Origin of the sequence: Cumulibacter soli (genome assembly GCF_004382795.1) — a bacterium.
Lineage (GTDB): Bacteria > Actinomycetota > Actinomycetes > Mycobacteriales > Antricoccaceae > Cumulibacter > Cumulibacter soli.
Genome location: NZ_SMSG01000003.1, coordinates 354,201 through 372,617, shown reverse-complemented (window position 1 = coordinate 372,617; position 18,417 = coordinate 354,201). Strand labels below are relative to the sequence as shown.

At 64.6% G+C, this 18,417-nt stretch carries 16 protein-coding genes; 5 read left to right on the top strand and 11 right to left on the bottom strand.

The window, feature by feature from the left end; all coding sequences use genetic code 11:
- The first annotated feature begins 1 nt into the window (after position 1).
- From zwf to pgl, 3 genes are read left to right on the top strand one after another with little or no spacing between them, the layout of a single operon-like run.
- Positions 2–1,678, top strand: coding sequence for a glucose-6-phosphate dehydrogenase (gene zwf, locus E1H16_RS08535; RefSeq protein WP_134323269.1), 1,677 nt, complete (start codon positions 2–4; stop codon positions 1,676–1,678).
- 19 nt (positions 1,679–1,697) lie between these two features.
- Positions 1,698–2,747, top strand: a complete 1,050-nt coding sequence (locus tag E1H16_RS08530) for a glucose-6-phosphate dehydrogenase assembly protein OpcA (RefSeq protein ID WP_134323268.1) — start codon at positions 1,698–1,700, stop codon at positions 2,745–2,747.
- A gap of 14 nt (positions 2,748–2,761) precedes the next feature.
- Positions 2,762–3,502, top strand: a complete 741-nt coding sequence (gene pgl / locus E1H16_RS08525) for a 6-phosphogluconolactonase (RefSeq protein ID WP_208378935.1) — start codon at positions 2,762–2,764, stop codon at positions 3,500–3,502.
- Here pgl and E1H16_RS08520 read toward each other — a convergent pair.
- The 11 genes from E1H16_RS08520 to uvrA all read right to left on the bottom strand — a co-directional run bounded on the left by E1H16_RS08520 (position 3,499) and on the right by uvrA (position 16,142).
- Positions 3,499–3,987 carry a glutathione peroxidase gene (locus E1H16_RS08520; RefSeq protein WP_134323266.1) on the bottom strand — a complete coding sequence of 163 codons (489 nt, stop codon included), beginning with the start codon at positions 3,985–3,987 and terminating at the stop codon, positions 3,499–3,501. The two genes, pgl and E1H16_RS08520, sit on opposite strands and share 4 nt — an antisense overlap.
- 85 nt (positions 3,988–4,072) lie before the next feature.
- The gene (locus E1H16_RS08515) at positions 4,073–4,417 is read right to left on the bottom strand and encodes an RNA polymerase-binding protein RbpA (RefSeq protein WP_134323265.1); all 345 of its coding nucleotides are present in this window, start codon (positions 4,415–4,417) and stop codon (positions 4,073–4,075) included.
- A 74-nt stretch (positions 4,418–4,491) separates the two neighbouring features.
- Positions 4,492–4,722: a preprotein translocase subunit SecG gene (gene secG, locus E1H16_RS08510; protein ID WP_134323264.1), complete on the bottom strand. Its 231-nt coding sequence runs from the start codon at positions 4,720–4,722 to the stop codon at positions 4,492–4,494.
- 118 nt (positions 4,723–4,840) lie between these two features.
- The gene (gene tpiA / locus E1H16_RS08505; protein WP_134323263.1) at positions 4,841–5,632 is read right to left on the bottom strand and encodes a triose-phosphate isomerase; all 792 of its coding nucleotides are present in this window, start codon (positions 5,630–5,632) and stop codon (positions 4,841–4,843) included.
- The gene (locus E1H16_RS08500; protein ID WP_134323262.1) at positions 5,629–6,831 is read right to left on the bottom strand and encodes a phosphoglycerate kinase; all 1,203 of its coding nucleotides are present in this window, start codon (positions 6,829–6,831) and stop codon (positions 5,629–5,631) included. The genes tpiA and E1H16_RS08500 overlap by 4 nt, the downstream gene beginning before the upstream one ends.
- Before the next feature lie 87 nt (positions 6,832–6,918).
- Positions 6,919–7,926, bottom strand: a complete 1,008-nt coding sequence (gap, locus tag E1H16_RS08490; protein ID WP_134323260.1) for a type I glyceraldehyde-3-phosphate dehydrogenase — start codon at positions 7,924–7,926, stop codon at positions 6,919–6,921.
- A gap of 142 nt (positions 7,927–8,068) precedes the next feature.
- Positions 8,069–9,043, bottom strand: a complete 975-nt coding sequence (whiA, locus tag E1H16_RS08485) for a DNA-binding protein WhiA (protein WP_481764298.1) — start codon at positions 9,041–9,043, stop codon at positions 8,069–8,071.
- A 111-nt stretch (positions 9,044–9,154) separates the two neighbouring features.
- Positions 9,155–10,132, bottom strand: coding sequence for a gluconeogenesis factor YvcK family protein (locus E1H16_RS08480; RefSeq protein WP_134323258.1), 978 nt, complete (start codon positions 10,130–10,132; stop codon positions 9,155–9,157).
- Between the two features lie 2 nt (positions 10,133–10,134).
- A complete protein-coding gene (gene rapZ, locus E1H16_RS08475) occupies positions 10,135–11,010 on the bottom strand; it encodes an RNase adapter RapZ (RefSeq protein ID WP_134323257.1) in 876 nt (291 codons plus the stop codon).
- Between the two features lie 37 nt (positions 11,011–11,047).
- Positions 11,048–13,039, bottom strand: a complete 1,992-nt coding sequence (gene uvrC / locus E1H16_RS08470; RefSeq protein WP_243837812.1) for an excinuclease ABC subunit UvrC — start codon at positions 13,037–13,039, stop codon at positions 11,048–11,050.
- 43 nt (positions 13,040–13,082) lie between these two features.
- Positions 13,083–16,142, bottom strand: a complete 3,060-nt coding sequence (gene uvrA, locus E1H16_RS08465) for an excinuclease ABC subunit UvrA (protein WP_134323256.1) — start codon at positions 16,140–16,142, stop codon at positions 13,083–13,085.
- A 94-nt stretch (positions 16,143–16,236) separates the two neighbouring features.
- On the opposite strand from uvrA, the gene E1H16_RS08460 reads away from it, so the two are divergent.
- Positions 16,237–16,896, top strand: a complete 660-nt coding sequence (locus tag E1H16_RS08460) for an MBL fold metallo-hydrolase (protein ID WP_208378934.1) — start codon at positions 16,237–16,239, stop codon at positions 16,894–16,896.
- 378 nt (positions 16,897–17,274) lie between these two features.
- The gene (locus tag E1H16_RS08455; RefSeq protein ID WP_208378933.1) at positions 17,275–18,285 is read left to right on the top strand and encodes a peptidyl-alpha-hydroxyglycine alpha-amidating lyase family protein; all 1,011 of its coding nucleotides are present in this window, start codon (positions 17,275–17,277) and stop codon (positions 18,283–18,285) included.
- The last annotated feature ends 132 nt before the right edge of the window (positions 18,286–18,417 follow it).

The following is an 18,417-nucleotide window of genomic DNA, read 5'->3' as shown; positions in this document are numbered from 1 at the left end:
CATGACGCCACCTGCCGCATCCGGGAAGAAAACAGCGGGCAAATCTGCCAAGAAGGATCCGAAGCGCAAAGCGTCCCGCGCGAAGTCGGCGCCGGTGAACCTCGTTGTCCCCCCGGCTGAACCGGAGCCGGAGTACATCGCCGCCACTCCGGTCGCCACCACCCTCAATCCGCTGCGCGACCCGCGCGACCGACGTCTCCCCCGCGTCCCGGAGCCTTGTGCTCTCGTCGTATTCGGCATCACCGGCGACCTCGCCCGTAAGAAACTACTGCCGGCAATCTACGACATTGCGCACCGCGGCCTCCTGCCGGCCAACTTCGTGCTGCTGGGATTCGCACGACGCGATTGGGCGGACGGCGATTTCGCGCAACTCGCTCGCGAGGCTGCCCAGCAGCACGCCCGCACGCCGTGGGATGAAAGCGTCTGGGAGCGGTTGGCCGACAACATCAAGTTCGTGCCGGGCGAGTTCGACGACGACCGGGCCTTCGACCTACTCAGCGCCACCCTCGACGCGTTGAGTTCGACGCACGGCATCAAGGGAAACGCCGCGTTCTACCTATCCGTGCCGCCGTCCTTCTTCGAGACCGTACTGCAGCAGTTACACCGCACGGGCATGGCCGACAATGAGCGCTCCGGCGGATGGCGCCGCGTGGTCGTCGAGAAACCCTTCGGCCATGACCTGGAGTCCGGAAAGCGTCTCAACGAACTCGTCGACAGAGTCTTCGGCTGGCGCGACGTATACCGGATCGACCATTACCTCGGCAAAGAGACCGTGCAGAATCTGTTTGCCTTCCGGTTCGCAAACACCATGTTTGAGCCGATCTGGAATTCGCACTATGTCGATTCGGTCCAGATCACCATGGCCGAAGAAGTCGGCATCGCGGGCCGCGCAGCGTTCTACGATCACACCGGCGCCGCGCGCGACGTCCTGCAGAATCACCTGTTGCAGTTACTCGCACTCACGGCGATGGAAGAACCCGTCCGGTTCATTCCGTCGGCGATCCGCACCGAGAAACTCAAAGTACTGCGAGCCATCACGCTGCCGACCAACTTGGAAGGGCACGCGGTCCGCGGGCAGTACCAGCCAGGATGGCTCGCCGGTGAGCGTGCCGTCGGGTACCGCGAGGAAGACGGAATCCCGGCCGACTCCACGACCGAGACGTATGCGGCCGTGACATTGCACGTGGAGACCCGACGGTGGGCCGGAGTGCCGTTCTACCTGCGTACCGGTAAACGTCTACCCCGCCGCGTCACCGAGATCGCGCTGAACTTTAAGCGGGCCCCACACCTGCCGTTCGCGCCGACGGACACTGAGGATCTCGGGCATAACCAATTGGTCATCCGGGTGCAGCCGGACGAAGGCGTGACATTGCGATTTGGGTCGAAGGTGCCCGGAACCGTGATGGAGGTCCGCGATGTAGCGATGGACTTCTTGTACGGCGAAACCTTCACCGAGTCCAGCCCGGAAGCCTACGAACGATTGCTGCTGGACGTGCTGCTCGGCGATGCGACACTCTTCCCACTCAATGAAGAGGTGGAGGCATCCTGGGCAGTGATCGACCCGCTGGAAAAGTTCTGGGACTCAACCGAACCGGCGCCCTACCGCGCGGGTGAGTGGGGACCCGCCGAAGCCGATGACATGCTGGCCCGCGACGGACGCGTCTGGCGTCGTCCCTGATGCAGAAGGGCGTAAGTCAATGACGACATTATGGGACACCACCGGAACGGCCGTTGTGCAGGCATTGGCCGCCGAACGGCGTATGGGCGGAGCGGTCACGTCCGGAAATGCGCTCACGCTGGTCGTGATGGTCGACGAGCGCTACGTCACCGACGCCGAAAAAGCCGCCGCGAAGGCTGCGGCAATGAACCCGTGTCGGCTGCTCATCGTCGTCCGCCGCGAGTTAGATGCCCCGCAGCCGAGGCTGGACGCCGAGGTCCTGGTCGGTGGCCGGCTCGGGCCGGGCGAGGCCATCGTGATGCGGATGTACGGGCGATTGGCCCTGCACGCCGAGTCGGTCACGCTACCGCTGCTGGCGCCCGACGCGCCTGTGGTGGCGTGGTGGCACGGTCCACCGCCGAGCGTCATCGCCACCGATGCTGTCGGCGTGTACGCCGACCGTCGGATCACCGACTGCGGATGGCTACGCACTGGTACCGACGCGCTACATGACCGCGCGATCGATTACGCCCCCGGCGATACAGACCTGGGTTGGACCCGCACGACCCAGTGGCGCTCAGCGTTGGCGTCCTCGTTCGATTCGATCACCGATACGCCGACCGCGCTGAAGGTGCACGGCTCGACCGATTCCCCCGCGATGTTGCTGCTGGCCGGGTGGCTGGAGAGCCGACTCGGACTGCCGTGCAAGATCCGCCCCTCACGTCAGAATGTCGGTGCTTCCGGGATTACGGGGGTGTCGATCGCATTGGCGGGTAAGCGCCGATTGAAGTTGGTCCGCGAAGGCGGCGATTTGGTGATCACTCGCACCGGACAGCGCGAGCAGCGGATGCCTATCCGTGAGCGCGATCTGGGCGACCTGCTGACGGAGGAACTGCGCCGACAAGGAGCCGACGAAACCTACGCGGACGCCCTCTCCGCCGCCGGCGGCGTGCCAGAGCTGGCTCAGCGGCGGCACCGCCGCACGCATATCTGGATTGACCCCGAACGCCCGCGCACGAAAGCCGTCACGGCCGAAATACGCCACGCGGCAGCCGCGCAAATTCGCAATGGAACTACCACGACCACCTGAGGAGAACCATTCCGTTGACTACCAGTATCGACGTCCTCGGTGACCTGCCGACCACCGCTGCGCACGCCGCAGACCTGTTCATCGCCACGACCCGGCGCCAACCCGAGGGCCCCGTACATGTCGTGCTGACCGGTGGAAGCACAGGCATCGCCGTGTTGCGGGCCATCGGCGCACGCTCGAGCGAGATCGACTGGTCACGACTGCACGTGTGGTGGGGTGATGAACGGTTCGTCCCTGCGGCGGATGCCGATCGTAACGACCGACAGGCCGACGAAGCGCTCCTCGCACACGTGCCAATCGATGCTGCCAACATCCATCGCGTGGCGGCGGCAGATGGTCCGCTCGGCGATGATCCGGACGCAGCTGCCGCGGCGTACGCCGACGAGCTGGCCCGTCATGCACCACCGGGCGAGTCGTGTCCTCGGTTCGCCGTCCTGATGCTTGGCGTAGGCGAAGAGGGGCACACGGCGTCGATCTTCCCGCAGTCGCCAGCCGCGACGGACCCGAACGTGGCCTGCGCGGTGCGGGACTGCCCGAAACCGCCGCCAACCCGGGTGTCGTTGACGTTCCCGACGCTGTCTGCCGCCAATGAGGTGTGGCTGATGACCACCGGTGCCGGTAAGGCACCGGCGGTCGCTCAGGCGATCAACGGGGCCGATCCGCTGGACATTCCCGCGGCCGGGCCCCGCGGCCGGGTACTCACCCGCTGGCTGCTCGACGAAGCCGCAGCCTCGGCACTTCCTGCCCGCGACTAACTCAGTACGGAGTCGATCGCGGCCACCAGTCGCTCATCGTCCGGGGTGACCTTCGGGCCAAATCTGGCGACGACACTGCCATCGGCGCGGACGACGAACTTTTCAAAGTTCCACTGGATGTCACCACTCGTGCCGCGCTCGTCGGAGGAGGCAGTGAGTTCAGCATAGATAGGGTGCCGGTCATCGCCGTTGACGTCGATCTTCTCGCTCATCGGGAACGTCACGCCGTACGTCGCACTGCAGAACTCGGCGATCTCCTCGGCGCTGCCTGGCTCCTGGCCGGCGAACTGGTTGCACGGGAACCCCACGACAGTGAACCCGCGACCGGCGAAGTCCTTCTGCAGTTGTTCCAGTCCCGCGTATTGAGGTGTCAGCCCGCATTTGCTGGCGACGTTGACCAGTAGCGCGGGCGCGCCACCAGTGAGGTCAGCGAGGGTCCCTCTCGTACCGTCGAGTCGGGCTATCGATTCGTCAAGAATGCTCATACCGATAATCTACGTCGGCTTCCGCTGGTGTATTGGCAGCGGGGACCGCGCGCGCCGCAGCAGAACCGGCGGTGCGGGCAGATGCCTAGGACTCGCCTCGTCGAGCCCGAAGCTTCTGCAAGGCTTCATCGAGCAACGCGGCGCCGTCCTCGTCAGTGCGGCGCTCGCGCACGTACGCGATGTGAGTCTTGTACGGCTCGGCGGTACGGGCCCCGGGAGGATTCGCAGCATCTTGCCCGGCAGGCAATCCGCACTTGGGGCAGTCCCACTCCTCGGGTATCTCTGCTTCGATGGCGAAGGCTGGTCGACAGGTATGCCCGTTCACGCAGAAAAAATCCACGCGTACCCGTGGTACCGCCTGACCGCGCTCGTTCTCCCCGCTCGGCCCGGCGCCTACGCGGCTACCCCGGATGACATTTCCGTTCGCCATGGTTATCTCATTCTCCCGTCGATCGTCGTGACGAAACGAGACCCGGCCGTCTGGCCGGGTCTCGCGACGAAGTCCTAAGGCCTGTAGAGCAGGCCGAGTACCACAATGCAGCCGACCCAGATGATCGCGCACACGACCGTAACGTAGTTCAGGTTCTTCTCGACCACGGAAGACCCGGACAACTGGGAGGTCATCGACCCGCCGAACATGGACGACAGCCCGCCGCCGCGCCCACGATGGAACAGCACCAGGACGATGAGCGCAATGCTCGAGACGATTAGGCCGATCTCGAAGAGCAGCTTCACAGACGTCGCTCCAGACGAAGTAGGTAATGCATCAAACGCAGCCCACAGGATACCCCCGCGGGCGCGTGCGGCGCGGTGCGGCTCGCTCGGAGGTGCCCGGCGAGCCGCACTGCAGGGACTACTCGGCCGATGCTCCGAAGCCGCGGCAGATCGCAGCGAACTGCTCGCCGTCGAGGCTAGCGCCGCCCACCAGGGCGCCATCGACGTCAACCTCAGCAGCCAGCGCGGCAGCATTGTCGGGCTTGACCGAACCGCCGTACAGGATGCGGACACGGTCGGCGAGGTCACCGGAGTACAGGTCGGCGAGCTTGTCGCGGATCGCCGCACATACCTCCTGGGCATCCTGCGGCGTCGCGGTCTTACCCGTCCCGATCGCCCAGACCGGCTCGTATGCGATCACGATGTCTTTCGCCTCGTCGGCGCTGATTCCCGCCAGCGATCCTTCGACCTGCGCCACGACGTACGCGACGTGCTCGCCGGCTTCACGGACATCGAGCCCCTCACCAACACACACGATCGGTGCGATGCCGTGCTTGATGGCGGCGGCCGCCTTCGCGGCGACGGTGGCGTCGTCCTCATAGTGATACTCGCGGCGTTCAGAGTGCCCGACCGCGACATAACGGCAGCCAAGTTTCGCCAGCATTGCAGCGCTGATCTCACCGGTGTACGCGCCAGAGTCGTGCTGGGACACGTCCTGGGCGCCGTACCCGACCTCGAGCTTGTCGCCGTCGACCAGGGTCTGCACTCCACGCAGGGACACGAACGGTGGCAGGACCACGGTTTCGACCGCTTCCAGGCCACGGTCATCCACGCTGAACGCAACCTTCTGTACCAGCGCGATCGCCTCGAGGTGAGTGAGGTTCATCTTCCAGTTGCCGGCGACCAGCGGTCGACGTCCGTTGTTGCTCATGCGGACTCCTCCAGAGCGGTGATACCGGGGAGTTGCTTACCCTCGAGGAACTCCAGGGAAGCACCACCGCCGGTGGAGATGTGCGAGAACCGATCCTCGCCGATACCGAGTTGACGCACGGCAGCCGCGGAGTCGCCGCCGCCCACTACCGAATAACTGTCTCCGGCGGCGATCGCCTCAGCGACACCTCGGGTGCCGTGGGCGAACGGCGCCATCTCGAAGACGCCCATTGGCCCATTCCAGAACACAGTCTTTGCGCCATTCAGCGCTGAGGCGAACAATTCGACGGATTTCGGGCCGATGTCCAACCCCATCTGCTCGGCCGGAATCGCATCGACGGGGTGCACGCTGGCCGGTGAGTCGGCGTTGAATTCCGCCGCGCACACGACGTCGACGGGCAGCACGATCTTCGCGCCGTTCTTGGCCAACAACTCCTTGCAGGTATCGATCTGGTCCTGTTCCAGCAGCGAGGTGCCGACGGTGTGGCCTTGCGCGGCGAGGAAGGTGAAACACATCCCGCCGCCAACGACGAGGGTGTCGACCTTCGGCAATAGTGACTCGATGACAGCCAACTTGTCGCTGACCTTGCTGCCGCCAAGCACTACGCCGTACGGCCGCGCGGGGTTCTCAGTGAGCCGCTTGAGTACGCGTACCTCGGCCTCGACCAACCCGCCGGCGTACGCCGGGAGAGCCTTGGCGATGTCGTACACCGAGGTCTGGGCTCGATGTACCACGCCGAATCCGTCCGAGACGTACGCAGCGTCCTCGCCGACCAATGCGACTAACTCGGCAGCGAGCGCCGCACGTTCGGCCTCGTCCTCACTCGTCTCCCGCGGGTCGAACCGCACGTTCTGAAGCAACACGACATCGCTATCGGACATGTGCTCGACGTCCGCGTGGGCCGAGGGCCCGACGAGATCAGCGGCGAGCACGACATCGCGTCCAAGCAATTCGCCGAGTTTCTCGGCAACGGGTGCCAGTGAGTACTGCGGATCGGGAGCGCCCTTCGGGCGGCCCAAGTGAGCCATCACGATCACGCGGGCGTTGCCTTCGATCAGGGCGGTCAGCGTCGGGAGCGTCGCCTCGATACGTCCAGGATCGGTGATCCGGTCGCCATCCAGCGGCACGTTGAGGTCGGCGCGGACCAGCACATTGCGCCCCACGACCCCCTCGGCCAGCAGGTCCTGAAGGTCTTTCATCTCTCTCCTTGTGTTCCGAGCCGGTTGTGTTCCGGGCCAGTGATGAGAAAAGCCCCACCCCAATCGGGGTGAGGCATCCTCAGCGACTTAGAGGGACGCGCCGACGAGTGCGACGAGGTCGACGAGGCGGTTCGAGTAGCCCCACTCGTTGTCGTACCAGCCAACGACCTTGACCTGGTTACCGATCACCTTGGTCAGTCCGGAGTCGAAGATGCAGGAGGCCGGATCGGTCTCAATGTCCTTGGATACGATTTCGTCCTCGGTGTAGACCAGCTTGCCTGCCATCGGGCCGGACGCGGCAGCCTTCTTGATGATCTCGTTGACCTCCTCGACAGAGGTCTCACGGGCAGCCTCGAACGTCAGGTCGGTGGCCGAACCGGTGGGGGTCGGCACGCGCAGTGCGTATCCGTCCAGTTTGCCCTTGAGCTCGGGCAGTACGAGCGCGACGGCCTTGGCCGCACCAGTCGAGGTCGGAACGATGTTCAGTGCCGCGGCGCGGGCGCGACGCAGGTCCTTGTGCGGCCCGTCCTGCAGGTTCTGGTCCTGCGTGTAAGCGTGGATGGTGGTCATCAGACCTTTGACGATGCCTAGGCCGTCGTTGAGCGCCTTCGCCATCGGAGCGAGGCAGTTGGTGGTGCACGACGCGTTCGAGATGATGTTGTGCTTCGCGCCGTCGTACAGGTCGTCGTTGACGCCCATCACGATGGTGATGTCTTCGTTCTTGGCCGGGGCCGAGATGATGACCTTCTTCGCGCCACCGTCGATATGCGCCTGCGCCTTCGATGCTTCAGTGAAGATGCCGGTCGATTCCACCACGATGTCGGCGCCGAGCTCACCCCACGGGAGCGCTGCCGGATCCTTCTCCGCGAACGCCTTGAAGGTGTGGCCACCGGCGGTGATGTCCGTGTCGGTCGAGGTAACGTCGCCGTCGAAGCGTCCCAGGATCGAGTCGTACTTCAGCAGGTGCGCCAAGGTCGCGTTATCGGTGAGGTCATTCACCCCGACGATCTCGATATCGGCTCCGCTGGCGACGACGGCCCGGTAGAAGTTGCGTCCAATGCGGCCGAAGCCGTTGATGCCTACTTTGACGGTCACGTGCAGGTGCTCCTCAGTTCTGGCGTCCGGCATCGTCAGAATGGCCGCGACGCTGCGGTCCGGTAATGCCTCCCCAGCCTAGCCGTGCAACGAGTCAGATCCAGCGTGCCGCGTGTGACGTCTATCAGTTTTGCGTGAGTAGTTACGGCGCGAGCATGTCGTCGGTCACGGCAGCTTCTGTGTCTGGGATGCCCAGTTCCCGAGCCTGCTTATCCGCCAACGCAAGCAAACGTCGGATCCGGCCGGCGACCGCATCCTTGGTCATCGGCGGATCGGCGAGCTGGCCGAGTTCCTCGAGGGATGCCTGGCGATGTTCCAGACGTAGGCGCCCGGCGAAGACGAGGTGCTCAGGCACGGCATCGCCGAGAATTTCCAGGGCGCGCTCAACCCGCGCGCTGGCCGCGACCGCGGCACGCGCCGAACGACGGAGGTTCGCATCGTCGAAGTTGGCTAGGCGGTTGGCACTGGAGCGGATCTCTCGCCGCATCCGCCGTTCTTCCCACGTAAGCACCGAACGGTGCGCACCGATTCGGGTGAGCATTGCCGCGATCGAATCTCCGTCGCGGATGACCACGCGATCGGCACCGCGTACCTCCCGCGCCTTCGAGACGATGCCCAGACGCCGGGCCGCACCGACCAGGGCCAGGGCCGCCTCATGCCCCGGGGCGGTGATTTCTAACGCGGCCGAACGACCCGGCTCGGTCAGCGAACCGTGCGCCAAGAACGCGCCGCGCCACGCTGCTTCACATTCGCCGCTGCCGCCGCCGACGACCGCCGGCGGGAGCCCTCGAACCGGGCGCCCGCGCAGGTCGACGATGCCGGTCTGCCGTGCGAGGGAATCGCCGTCGCGAGAGACTCGGACGACGAAACGGCTGCCTTTGCGCAGGTTGCCGCCGCTGAGCATCTGCAGGTCGGCGCCGATGCCGAATAGATCACCGATCTCGCGATGCAGGCGCCGGGCCACCGCCCCGGTGTCCAGTTCGACCTCGATCACGATGCGACCTGCCACCAGATGTAACCCGCCGGCGAGTCGCAGGATCGTGGCGACCTCCGCCTTCCGGCAAGAGGTTTTCTTGCTTTCGACCTGACACAACTCGGCTTTTACATCGGCGGTCATCGCCATCCGAAGTGACCTTCTCCCCTCGCGGCGGGGTCCCGACTGGCCCCACCTCGGCACGCCTATTGTGCCCGTAGCGGCACTCCGTCGCTATCGGATGCGCGGATCTGCTCAATCCGATAGCGCATTTCTCAACGCTCTGGCGTACTTTTCCGCATCGTGCGTGGTGCGCGACTGGTTCGACGCCAGATCCGCCACGACCAACCTCGCACCCAGACGATCACAGGCCGCTTGAAGTCCGCAACTGCCGAGGACCGCGGCTTCATCGGCGATCACGCCGTCGATACGCATGCCCGGTGCGTGATCGGTGAACACGTTGAGCAACTCCAGCGGGGTGAAATTGTCGGTCTCCCCGGGCTGCGGCGCGAGATTCAGCGTCACGTATCGCCGGGCTGGGCTCGTCTCGATGGCTCGCCGTAGATCTGGCACGAGCAGGTGCGGCAACACCGAAGAGAACCACGAGCCCGGGCCGAAGATGATCTGATCGGCGTCCACGATTGCGGCACACGCCTGCGGGCAGGCGGGCGGGTTCGGCGGGACGAGTTCGACGGATTCGACGTGACCGGGCGTCGTCGCAACGGCGACTTGCCCCCTGATTCGGTGGATGTCGCTGGGGTGCCCGGCGTCGATCCCGGACACCTGTGCGGCGATCTCCAGCGGAGCCAGCGACATCGGTAGCACCCGCCCCACCGCGCCGATGATGCGGCCGACGGCGTCTAGGGCAGCCACCGGATTGCTGCCCATGACTTCGGTTGCGCCGGTGATCAGTAGATTGCCGACGCTGTGTCCGGCAAGTGCTCCTTGTCCACCGAACCGGTGTTGCAGCATGTCGGCGATCAGCCGGTGCCAGTCGTCGTCCGCCGCGAGGGCCGCCAAGGCCATACGAAGATCGCCAGGCGGTAGCACCGGCAGTTCGCGACGAATTCGGCCGCTGGATCCCCCGTCGTCGCCGACGGTGACCACGGCTGTGATTTGCCGGGCGATTCGGCGCAACGCGCTCAGCGAAGCTGCCAGGCCGTGCCCGCCTCCCAGGGCTACCACCTTGCCGACAGAGGCCCCGCTGATGGGATTCAGTGGCGCGTAGGTCATCGCTACTCCTTACCCAAGTCGCGGTGGCGTTCGTGCACCCCCACACCTGGGCGCACCAGGCGGGCGGCCAGCCCACGCGCCATCGCGACGGACCGGTGCTTACCACCGGTGCATCCCACAGCGATTGTGGTGTAACGCTTGCCCTCGCGACGATAACCCGGCAGGACAGTGTTCACGAGTCGTTCAAGATTATCCAGGGTGTCCACGGCCCCGTCCTGCCCGAGCACATAATCGCTGACCGCGTCGTCCTGACCGGTCAGCGCGCGCAGTTCCGGAATCCAGAACGGGTTCGGCAGGAAGCGCACGTCGAACACGAAGTCCGCGTCGAGCGGTACGCCGTACTTGAACCCGAAGGACATCACCGAAAGCCTGATCTCGTCGCCGATGGGCGTATCGAATCGGCTTTCCAGCCGCCGACGAAGGTCGTGCACCGACAGGTCAGTGGTGTCGAGGAGGAGATGGGCCAGACCGCGAAGCGGCTCGATCATCGCGCGCTCAGCCGCGATCCCTTGAGTAATGGTTCCAGTGCCCTGCAGGGGATGCGCACGTCGTACGTTTTCGAATCGGCGTACCAGCACGTCCTCGGCGGCATCGAGGAACACGACGGTCGGCGCTACGCCGTCCCGCTTCAAGGTCGCGATCATCTCGATGACACCGTGCCCAAATGCGTGGCTGCGCACATCGGTCACGATCGCGACGCGCTCGATGGCTGCCTCGTCGGCTGCGAGCTGTAACACCTGCGGGATCATCGACGGCGGCAAGTTGTCGACCACGTAGAAACCGAGGTCCTCCAAGACACGAGCGGCGGTGCTGCGTCCTGCGCCGGAGAAGCCGGTTAACAGGACGACCTCGAGTTCAGAGACGTGGCTGCTGCTCACGGGCTACTCCCTAGCTTGTCGGATCACGCTATCGAGCCTATTGCGTATCGAGCACCTCGCCGGTGCGGGGATCGATTCGCGTTGGCGGTGCTTCCTCGGCGTGGAGGGCCTGGTGAATCGAACGGGCGGTGGCCGGACCGATTCCCTCCACTGTCATCAACTCGTCGACCTCAGCCTTGCGCAGGGCACGGACGCTTCCGAATTTGCCCAGCAGAGCCTTGCGTTTAGCCTCGCCGAGCCCCCGGACTCCATCTAGTTCGGACACCAGCATCGCCTTGCCGCGCTTCTGACGGTGGAAGGTGATCGCGAATCGATGGGCCTCATCACGCAGGCGCTGGATCAGATACATCGCCTCCGAGGAACGAGGCAGGATGTACGGATCGTCTTGCCCGGGCACCCAGATCTCCTCCAATCGTTTTGCGATCCCGATGACCGCTACGTCCGTGACCCCCAGTTCAGTCAGTGCATCGGACGCCGCCGCGACCTGAGGTGCGCCACCGTCGACGACGAATAGGTTCGGTGGGTACGCAAATCGGCGCGGACGACCGTCGTCCACGGCGGGCTCGTCCTTGTCATCCAACAGTCGGCGGAAGCGACGGGTGACCACCTCGGCGATCGCTGCCGTGTCATCGACCCCCTCACCGGCGCGTGCCTGGTGTACGTCGATACTTTCGCCGTCCCGCAGCGCACCGCGAATCGTGTACCGCCGGTAGTCCGATTTCTTCGGAAGTCCATCCTCAAAGACCACCAGGCTGGCGACGACGTTGGTGCCTTGCACATGTGAAACGTCGACGCATTCGATGCGCAGCGGAGCGTCGTCGAGTTCGAGCGCCTCCTGCAATTCGTTCAGCGCCTGCGATCGGGCGGTCAGATCACTGGCACGCTTGAGGCGGTGCTGATTGAACGCCTCGAGCGCGTTGCGTTCAACGGTCTGCAGCAGGTCCTTCTTCGCGCCACGTTGCGGTACACGCACGGCGACGCGCCCCTGGCGCAACTCGCTGAGCCGCTCAGTGACCGCGTCGACATCCGGCGGCAGTTCGGGCACCAGCACAGTCGCGGGCACGACCAGTGCGGTCTCCTCTGCGCCGTACACCTGCAAGAGATATTGCTCGACCAACTCGGCGGTAGTCACCGCTTCGACCTTGTCGACAACCCAGCCATGCCGCCCGCGGACTCGTCCGCCACGGACGTGGAAAACCTGCACCGACGCCTCAAGGTCGTCCTGGGCGAAGGCGACGACATCACAGTCGGTGCCGTCGGGAAGCACGATCGCGTTCTTCTCGGTCGCCTTCGACAGGGCGGTGAGGTCATCGCGCAGGCGTGCGGCTTTCTCAAACTCGAGGTTCTCCGAGGCCTGCAGCATCCGGCGGCGTAGCCGTCGTTCGATCGCGTCGGACCGGCCGGCCATGAACTCACAAAATTCGTCCACGATCTCGCGATGCTGCTCAGCATCGACACGCCCAATGCACGGCGCCGAGCACTTATCGAGATAGCCCAGCAGGCAGGGGCGTCCCATCTGTCCGTGTCGCTTGAACACGCCGTTACTGCACGTCCGGGCGGGAAACACGCGGGTCAACAGATCCAGCGTCTCGCGGATCGCCCAGGCATGGGCATACGGTCCGAAGTACCGCACACCGCGCTTCTTCGGACCACGCATCACCTGCAGCCGCGGGAACTCCTCGTTCAACGTGACTGCGAGACTGGGATAACTCTTGTCATCGCGATATCGGACGTTGAAACGCGGGTCGAACTCCTTGATCCAGGAGTACTCCAGCGCCAGCGCCTCGACCTCGGTGCCGACTACGGTCCAATCGACGCGAGTGCCGGTAGTCACCATCTGCGCCGTGCGCGGATGCAGTGCCGTGATGTCCTGAAAATACGACGACAGCCGACTGCGTAAGCTCTTCGCCTTGCCGACATAGATCACGCGATCGTACCGGTCGTAGAAGCGGTAGACGCCCGGTTCATCCGGGATGGTCCCCGGTGCGGGTCGATAGTCCGACGGGTTACTCACACCGGCCGGTCTCATCACTCCTCCACTGTATGTCTGAGGATGTATCTCTGATGCTCAACTAGCCTTTCGCCGCCTTCGCCGGGCGCTTTACCGCTTTCTTGGCGGTCTTCTTGGCAGCGCGCGCCGTGGTTGCCTTGCTCTGTGCGGGTTTGCGCGCGGATGCCTTTGGCGCGGTGACTTTCGCGGATGCGGCAGTGCCGTTCGCCTTCGCTGCCGCCACCATGGCGCGGGTGAGTGTCTTAGGTTCCGTGATCGGGACGAGGGTCGGTTCCGCGCGGCCGTCCAGCATCTCGGCGAGGAACCGTCCGGTATGGCTGCGCTCGTTGCGGGCGAGTTCCTCCGGCGTCCCCTGCCCCACGACGGTGCCACCACCGGCGCCGCCCTCCGGGCCCATATCGATCAGCCAGTCGGCGGTCTTGATGACGTCCAGGTTGTGCTCGATCGTGATCACGGTATTGCCCTTGTCCACCAGGCCCTGGATCACCAGCAACAACTTACGAATGTCCTCGAAGTGCAACCCTGTGGTCGGCTCGTCGAGGACATAAACCGTACGGCCGGTTGATCGCTTCTGTAGCTCGGAAGCGAGCTTCACGCGCTGGGCTTCCCCACCGGATAACGTCGGCGCGGGCTGACCGAGACGGACGTACCCCAATCCGACCTCCACCAGGGTGTCCAGGTGACGCGCGATCGCTGGTATAGCTGCGAAGAACTCCGCGCCTTCCTCAATCGGCATGTCGAGTACTTGCGCGATGGTCTTGCCTTTGTAATGCACTTCGAGCGTCTCGCGGTTGTACCGGGCGCCTTTGCAGACCTCGCACGGCACGTAGACGTCGGGCAGGAAGTTCATCTCGATCTTGATGGTGCCGTCGCCTTGGCAGTTCTCACAACGCCCGCCTTTGACGTTGAACGAGAACCTGCCTTGCTGATAGCCGCGGACCTTGGCTTCGCTCGTCGCGGCGAAAAGTTTGCGTACGTGATCGAATACGCCCGTGTAAGTAGCCGGGTTCGATCGCGGAGTACGGCCGATGGGCGACTGATCGACACCGACGACCTTGTCGATCTCTTCGAGGCCGTTGACGCGGGTATGTCTGCCGGGAACGAGCCTGGCGCGATTGGCGTAGTTCGCCATCGTGGCGTAGAGAATGTCATTGACCAAGGTCGACTTCCCAGACCCGGAGACGCCGGTGACTGCTACCAGACAGCCCAGCGGGAATGACACGTCGACGTTCTTCAGGTTGTTCTCCCGCGCCCCCTTAACGGTCAGTACGCGGTCCGGGTTGGGCGTGCGACGCGAGGCGGGGACCTCGAGTTCACGGCGCCCGGACAGGTACGCGCCGGTGAGCGATTTCTTGGAGCGCAGTAGATCTTTCACCGGACCGGACACCACGACCTCACCGCCATGCTCCCCCGCGCCAGGACCGATGTCGACCACCCAGTCGCTGGCGCGGATGGTGTCCTCGTCATGCTCAACGACAATGAGGGTGTTGCCGAGGTCGCGTAACCGCACGAGAGTTTCGATGAGGCGATGATTATCGCGCTGATGCAACCCGATAGACGGCTCGTCGAGTACGTACAGGACGCCGACGAGGCCGGATCCAATCTGAGTGGCGAGCCGAATCCGTTGTGCCTCGCCGCCGGCGAGGGTCGCTGCGGCGCGCGACAACGACAGGTAGTCGAGACCGACGTCCACCAGGAACCCGAGACGGGCGTGTACTTCCTTGAGCACCCGTGCGGCGATCATCGCCTGGCGGTTGTCGAGTTCTAGGGCACCTAGGAACTCCGCGCATTCGCCGATCGACAGATCGGTCACTTCAGCGATGGACCGGCCACCGAGTCGGACGGCGAGAATCTCCGGCTTGAGGCGCGTTCCCTTACATACTGGACAAGGCACGTCACGCATGAAGCCTTCGTAACGGTCCTTCGCCCAGTCGCTGTCAGTTTCCTCATGGCGGCGTCCGAGGAATGGCAACACGCCTTCGAAGTTCGCCCAGTACGACCGCTGCCGCCCGTAACGACTGCGGAACTTCACGTGCACCTGGTCCTTGGACCCGTTCAAGATGGTCTTCTGGACCTTTGGCGATAGCGCTCGCCACGGTGTGTCGAGGTCGAATCCGAGCTGATCGCCGAGGGAGCCCAGTAAGTGGACAAAGTAATCGGTCAGTTTGCCGGCCGTGGTCCAGGGCGCGATCGCACCCTCCATGAGCGTCTTATCAGGATCCGGGACGATGAGTTCGGGATCCGCTTCCTTACGGAAGCCGAGGCCGGTGCACTCCGGGCAGGCGCCGTACGGCGCGTTGAAGGAGAACGATCTCGGCTCTAGTTCGGTGACACCAAGTTGGTGGCCGTTCGGGCAGGCGAGTTTCTCACTGAACCGACGCTCACGCTCGGGGTCGCTCTCATCGAGGTCGACCTGCTCGATCACAACGATGCCCGAGGCTAGACCGAGTGCGGTCTCAATCGAGTCAGTCATTCGGCGCTTGGCCGATTCCTTGACGCTGAGGCGATCGATCACCACGTCGATATCGTGGCGCTCCTGCTTCTTCAGCTCCGGAGCGTCGGTCAGCGGATACACGACACCATCGACTCGCGCGCGGCTGAATCCCTGCGACTGCAACGACGAGAACAGGTCGAGGTACTCCCCCTTGCGACCGCGAACGACGGGTGCGAGCACCTGGAAGCGGGTGCCTTCGGGGAGTTCAAGTATCTGATCAACGATCTGCTGCGGCGATTGCCGCGCTATCACCGCGCCGCATTCCGGACAATGCGGCACCCCCGCACGGGCGAACAACAGCCGCAGGTAGTCGTACACCTCGGTGATCGTGCCGACCGTCGAACGCGGGTTGCGGTTGGTCGACTTCTGATCGATCGAGACGGCCGGTGAGAGGCCCTCGATGAAGTCGACGTCCGGCTTGTCCATCTGGCCCAAGAACTGACGCGCGTACGCCGACAAGGATTCGACGTACCGCCGTTGGCCCTCGGCGAAGATCGTGTCGAACGCCAGCGACGACTTACCCGAGCCAGACAGGCCGGTGAAGCAGATCAGTGCATCGCGGGGTAGATCGAGGCTGACGTCCCTGAGGTTGTGCTCACGGGCGCCGCGGATGACAAGTCGGTCCATGCGCACCAGAGTAATGAGCGGGCCGGACAAGATTTTGTCGTGGCCGCGACCTATGGTGAACGGCACAACCCCACGAACGGTATGGAGGCATGCGGTGACCTACAACGGCCACATCGATTCCGGGACCACGTCTGAGCCGATCAACACCAGCGCGCTGGAGATCACCAAGGCGAGCGTCGGGCCGATGGACAACAATGCATACCTTCTGCGGTGCACGGCCACCGGGAACGGGCTGCTGATTGACGCAGCGAACGAACCCGAACGGCTGGTAGAACTTGTCCGCGAACGCCTCGGGGACGGAATCCTGGAGACGATCGTGACCACCCACCGCCATCAGGACCACTGGCTGGGTCTGGAAATGCTGATGGGCGTGGTCGGCGCCGTGGCGTACGCACACCCCGAGGACGCGCCCGAACTCCCGATCCCCACCGACCCGCTGGTACACGGCGACAAGGTCAAGTGCGGGGACGTCGAACTGGACGTCATTCACCTGCGCGGGCACACCCCGGGTTCGATTGCGCTGTACTGGCGGGACCCGAACGGTAGCGGCCACCTGTTCAGCGGCGACTCACTCTTCCCCGGCGGCGTCGGCAAAACGTGGGAGCCCGGAGACTTCGAGCAGTTGCTGTCGGATGTAGAGGAGCGCATCTTCTCGCTGCCTGAGGACACCGTCGTATATCCGGGGCACGGTGACGACACGACGCTCGCGGCTGAACGCGGTTCGCTCGATGAATGGCGCGCCCGCGGCTGGTAGCCGGCACCGGCAGGCCCACCGCACATGCACCATCTGACCCCATCTGCGGGAGAGTGACGCACGATAACGGGCGATTATCGTGCGTCACTCTCCCGCAGATCGCTTCAGGTCGGCGCTCGCGCGGTTGGCACGTCGGTCAATCGCCGCAGTGGGGTCGTTCGTCATGGGCGTGAATGTACCGTCCTCCACCCGAACGCCCCTGCTGTAGACGGCTTACCGGCCTCGAACCGCGCGACCCCGAGTTGAGCTGGTCATGAGCCGCCGAGGCAGAGCGGTTGGTCCGGACCGTTGACACCGTCGGCCGGTTGGCCGATTGTGAACTAGTGGGTGACGGTCGGGAGGTCGACGACGTGACCTTTCGCAGTGATGGAGGCAGCCGTGCCGGCTGAAAAGATGAACGCGAGACTCGTCGATGACTGGGAGCAGCTGCCCGCCGGCTGGTCGCACCCCGACGTCGTGGACGTCGACATCGACGCGCACGGACGGGCATTCGTGTTCAACCGCGGCGAGCACCCCGTCATCGTCTATGACCGCGACGGATCCTTTGTGACCTCCTGGGGTGAGGGCTTGTTCACGCATCCGCACAGCCTCACCTTCGGCCCCGACGGAACCGTCTACTGCACCGACGATTTCGACCACACACTGCGGCGGTTCACCCCCGAAGGCGAACTGCTCATGATGATCGGGACGCCGGGTGTGCCTGGCGACTCCCGCGTGGACGACAGCGAGAATCACCGCCTCGACATGATGAGCACGGCCGTGCCCAAGGAGCGCAAGCACGCCGGAAGCCCATTCAACGGAGTGACGGATTGCGCCATTCTCAGCGACGGCCAGATCTACGTCTCAGATGGGTACGGCAACGCTCGTGTGCATGTCTTTGACCTCGATGGCAACCACGAGTTCTCCTGGGGCGAGGCGGGAGAGGCGCCCGGGGAGTTCACCCTGCCGCACGGGATCGCAGCCTCGCCTGACGAACAGCATCTGTACGTTGCCGACCGCGAAAACAGTCGTATCCAGATTTTCGACCGTAACGGCAAGTTCGTGGACCTGATCGCGGGTGTGAATCGGCCCTGTGCGCTCGCGTTCGGACCGGACGAACTGCTCTACGTAGCCGAACTCGGCATGCGCGCGGGCCTCGGCCCGTGGATTACCAGCACAGGACCGGACGCCCCGGGCGGCAGTTGCTCGGTATGGACCGCTACCGGCGAGATGCTGTCCCGCTGGGGATCGCCCGATCCAGCCGCAGCGGGCTCATTCTTCGCCCCGCACGGCATCGCGGTAGACGCGAATGGCGACGTGTACGTCGGCGAAGTCACCTGGTCGGCGGGCGGCCGTACCGGAGCGGTCCCGGCCGACTGCCACACTCTGCAAAAGTTCACCTGGGCCTAGGCCCACTGGCCGACCACACACTAGGTGGTGGGCTCGCGCCCACCCCAAGAAGTCCGGCGAGGATCCGCCGTGCCGTATCCACGGGCGCCCTATGCACACGTCACGCCCGATGTCGCACCGTAGTCGGTGCAA

Coding starts and splice junctions, on each gene's coding strand:
- zwf (WP_134323269.1), top strand. CDS start 2: ATGACGCCACCTGCCGCATCCGGGAAGAAAACAGCGGGCAAATCTGCC.
- E1H16_RS08530 (WP_134323268.1), top strand. CDS start 1,698: ATGACGACATTATGGGACACCACCGGAACGGCCGTTGTGCAGGCATTG.
- E1H16_RS08520 (WP_134323266.1), bottom strand. CDS start 3,987: ATGAGCATTCTTGACGAATCGATAGCCCGACTCGACGGTACGAGAGGG.
- E1H16_RS08515 (WP_134323265.1), bottom strand. CDS start 4,417: ATGGCGAACGGAAATGTCATCCGGGGTAGCCGCGTAGGCGCCGGGCCG.
- tpiA (WP_134323263.1), bottom strand. CDS start 5,632: ATGAGCAACAACGGACGTCGACCGCTGGTCGCCGGCAACTGGAAGATG.
- E1H16_RS08500 (WP_134323262.1), bottom strand. CDS start 6,831: ATGAAAGACCTTCAGGACCTGCTGGCCGAGGGGGTCGTGGGGCGCAAT.
- whiA (WP_481764298.1), bottom strand. CDS start 9,043: ATGACCGCCGATGTAAAAGCCGAGTTGTGTCAGGTCGAAAGCAAGAAA.
- E1H16_RS08480 (WP_134323258.1), bottom strand. CDS start 10,132: ATGACCTACGCGCCACTGAATCCCATCAGCGGGGCCTCTGTCGGCAAG.
- uvrC (WP_243837812.1), bottom strand. CDS start 13,039: ATGAGACCGGCCGGTGTGAGTAACCCGTCGGACTATCGACCCGCACCG.
- uvrA (WP_134323256.1), bottom strand. CDS start 16,142: ATGGACCGACTTGTCATCCGCGGCGCCCGTGAGCACAACCTCAGGGAC.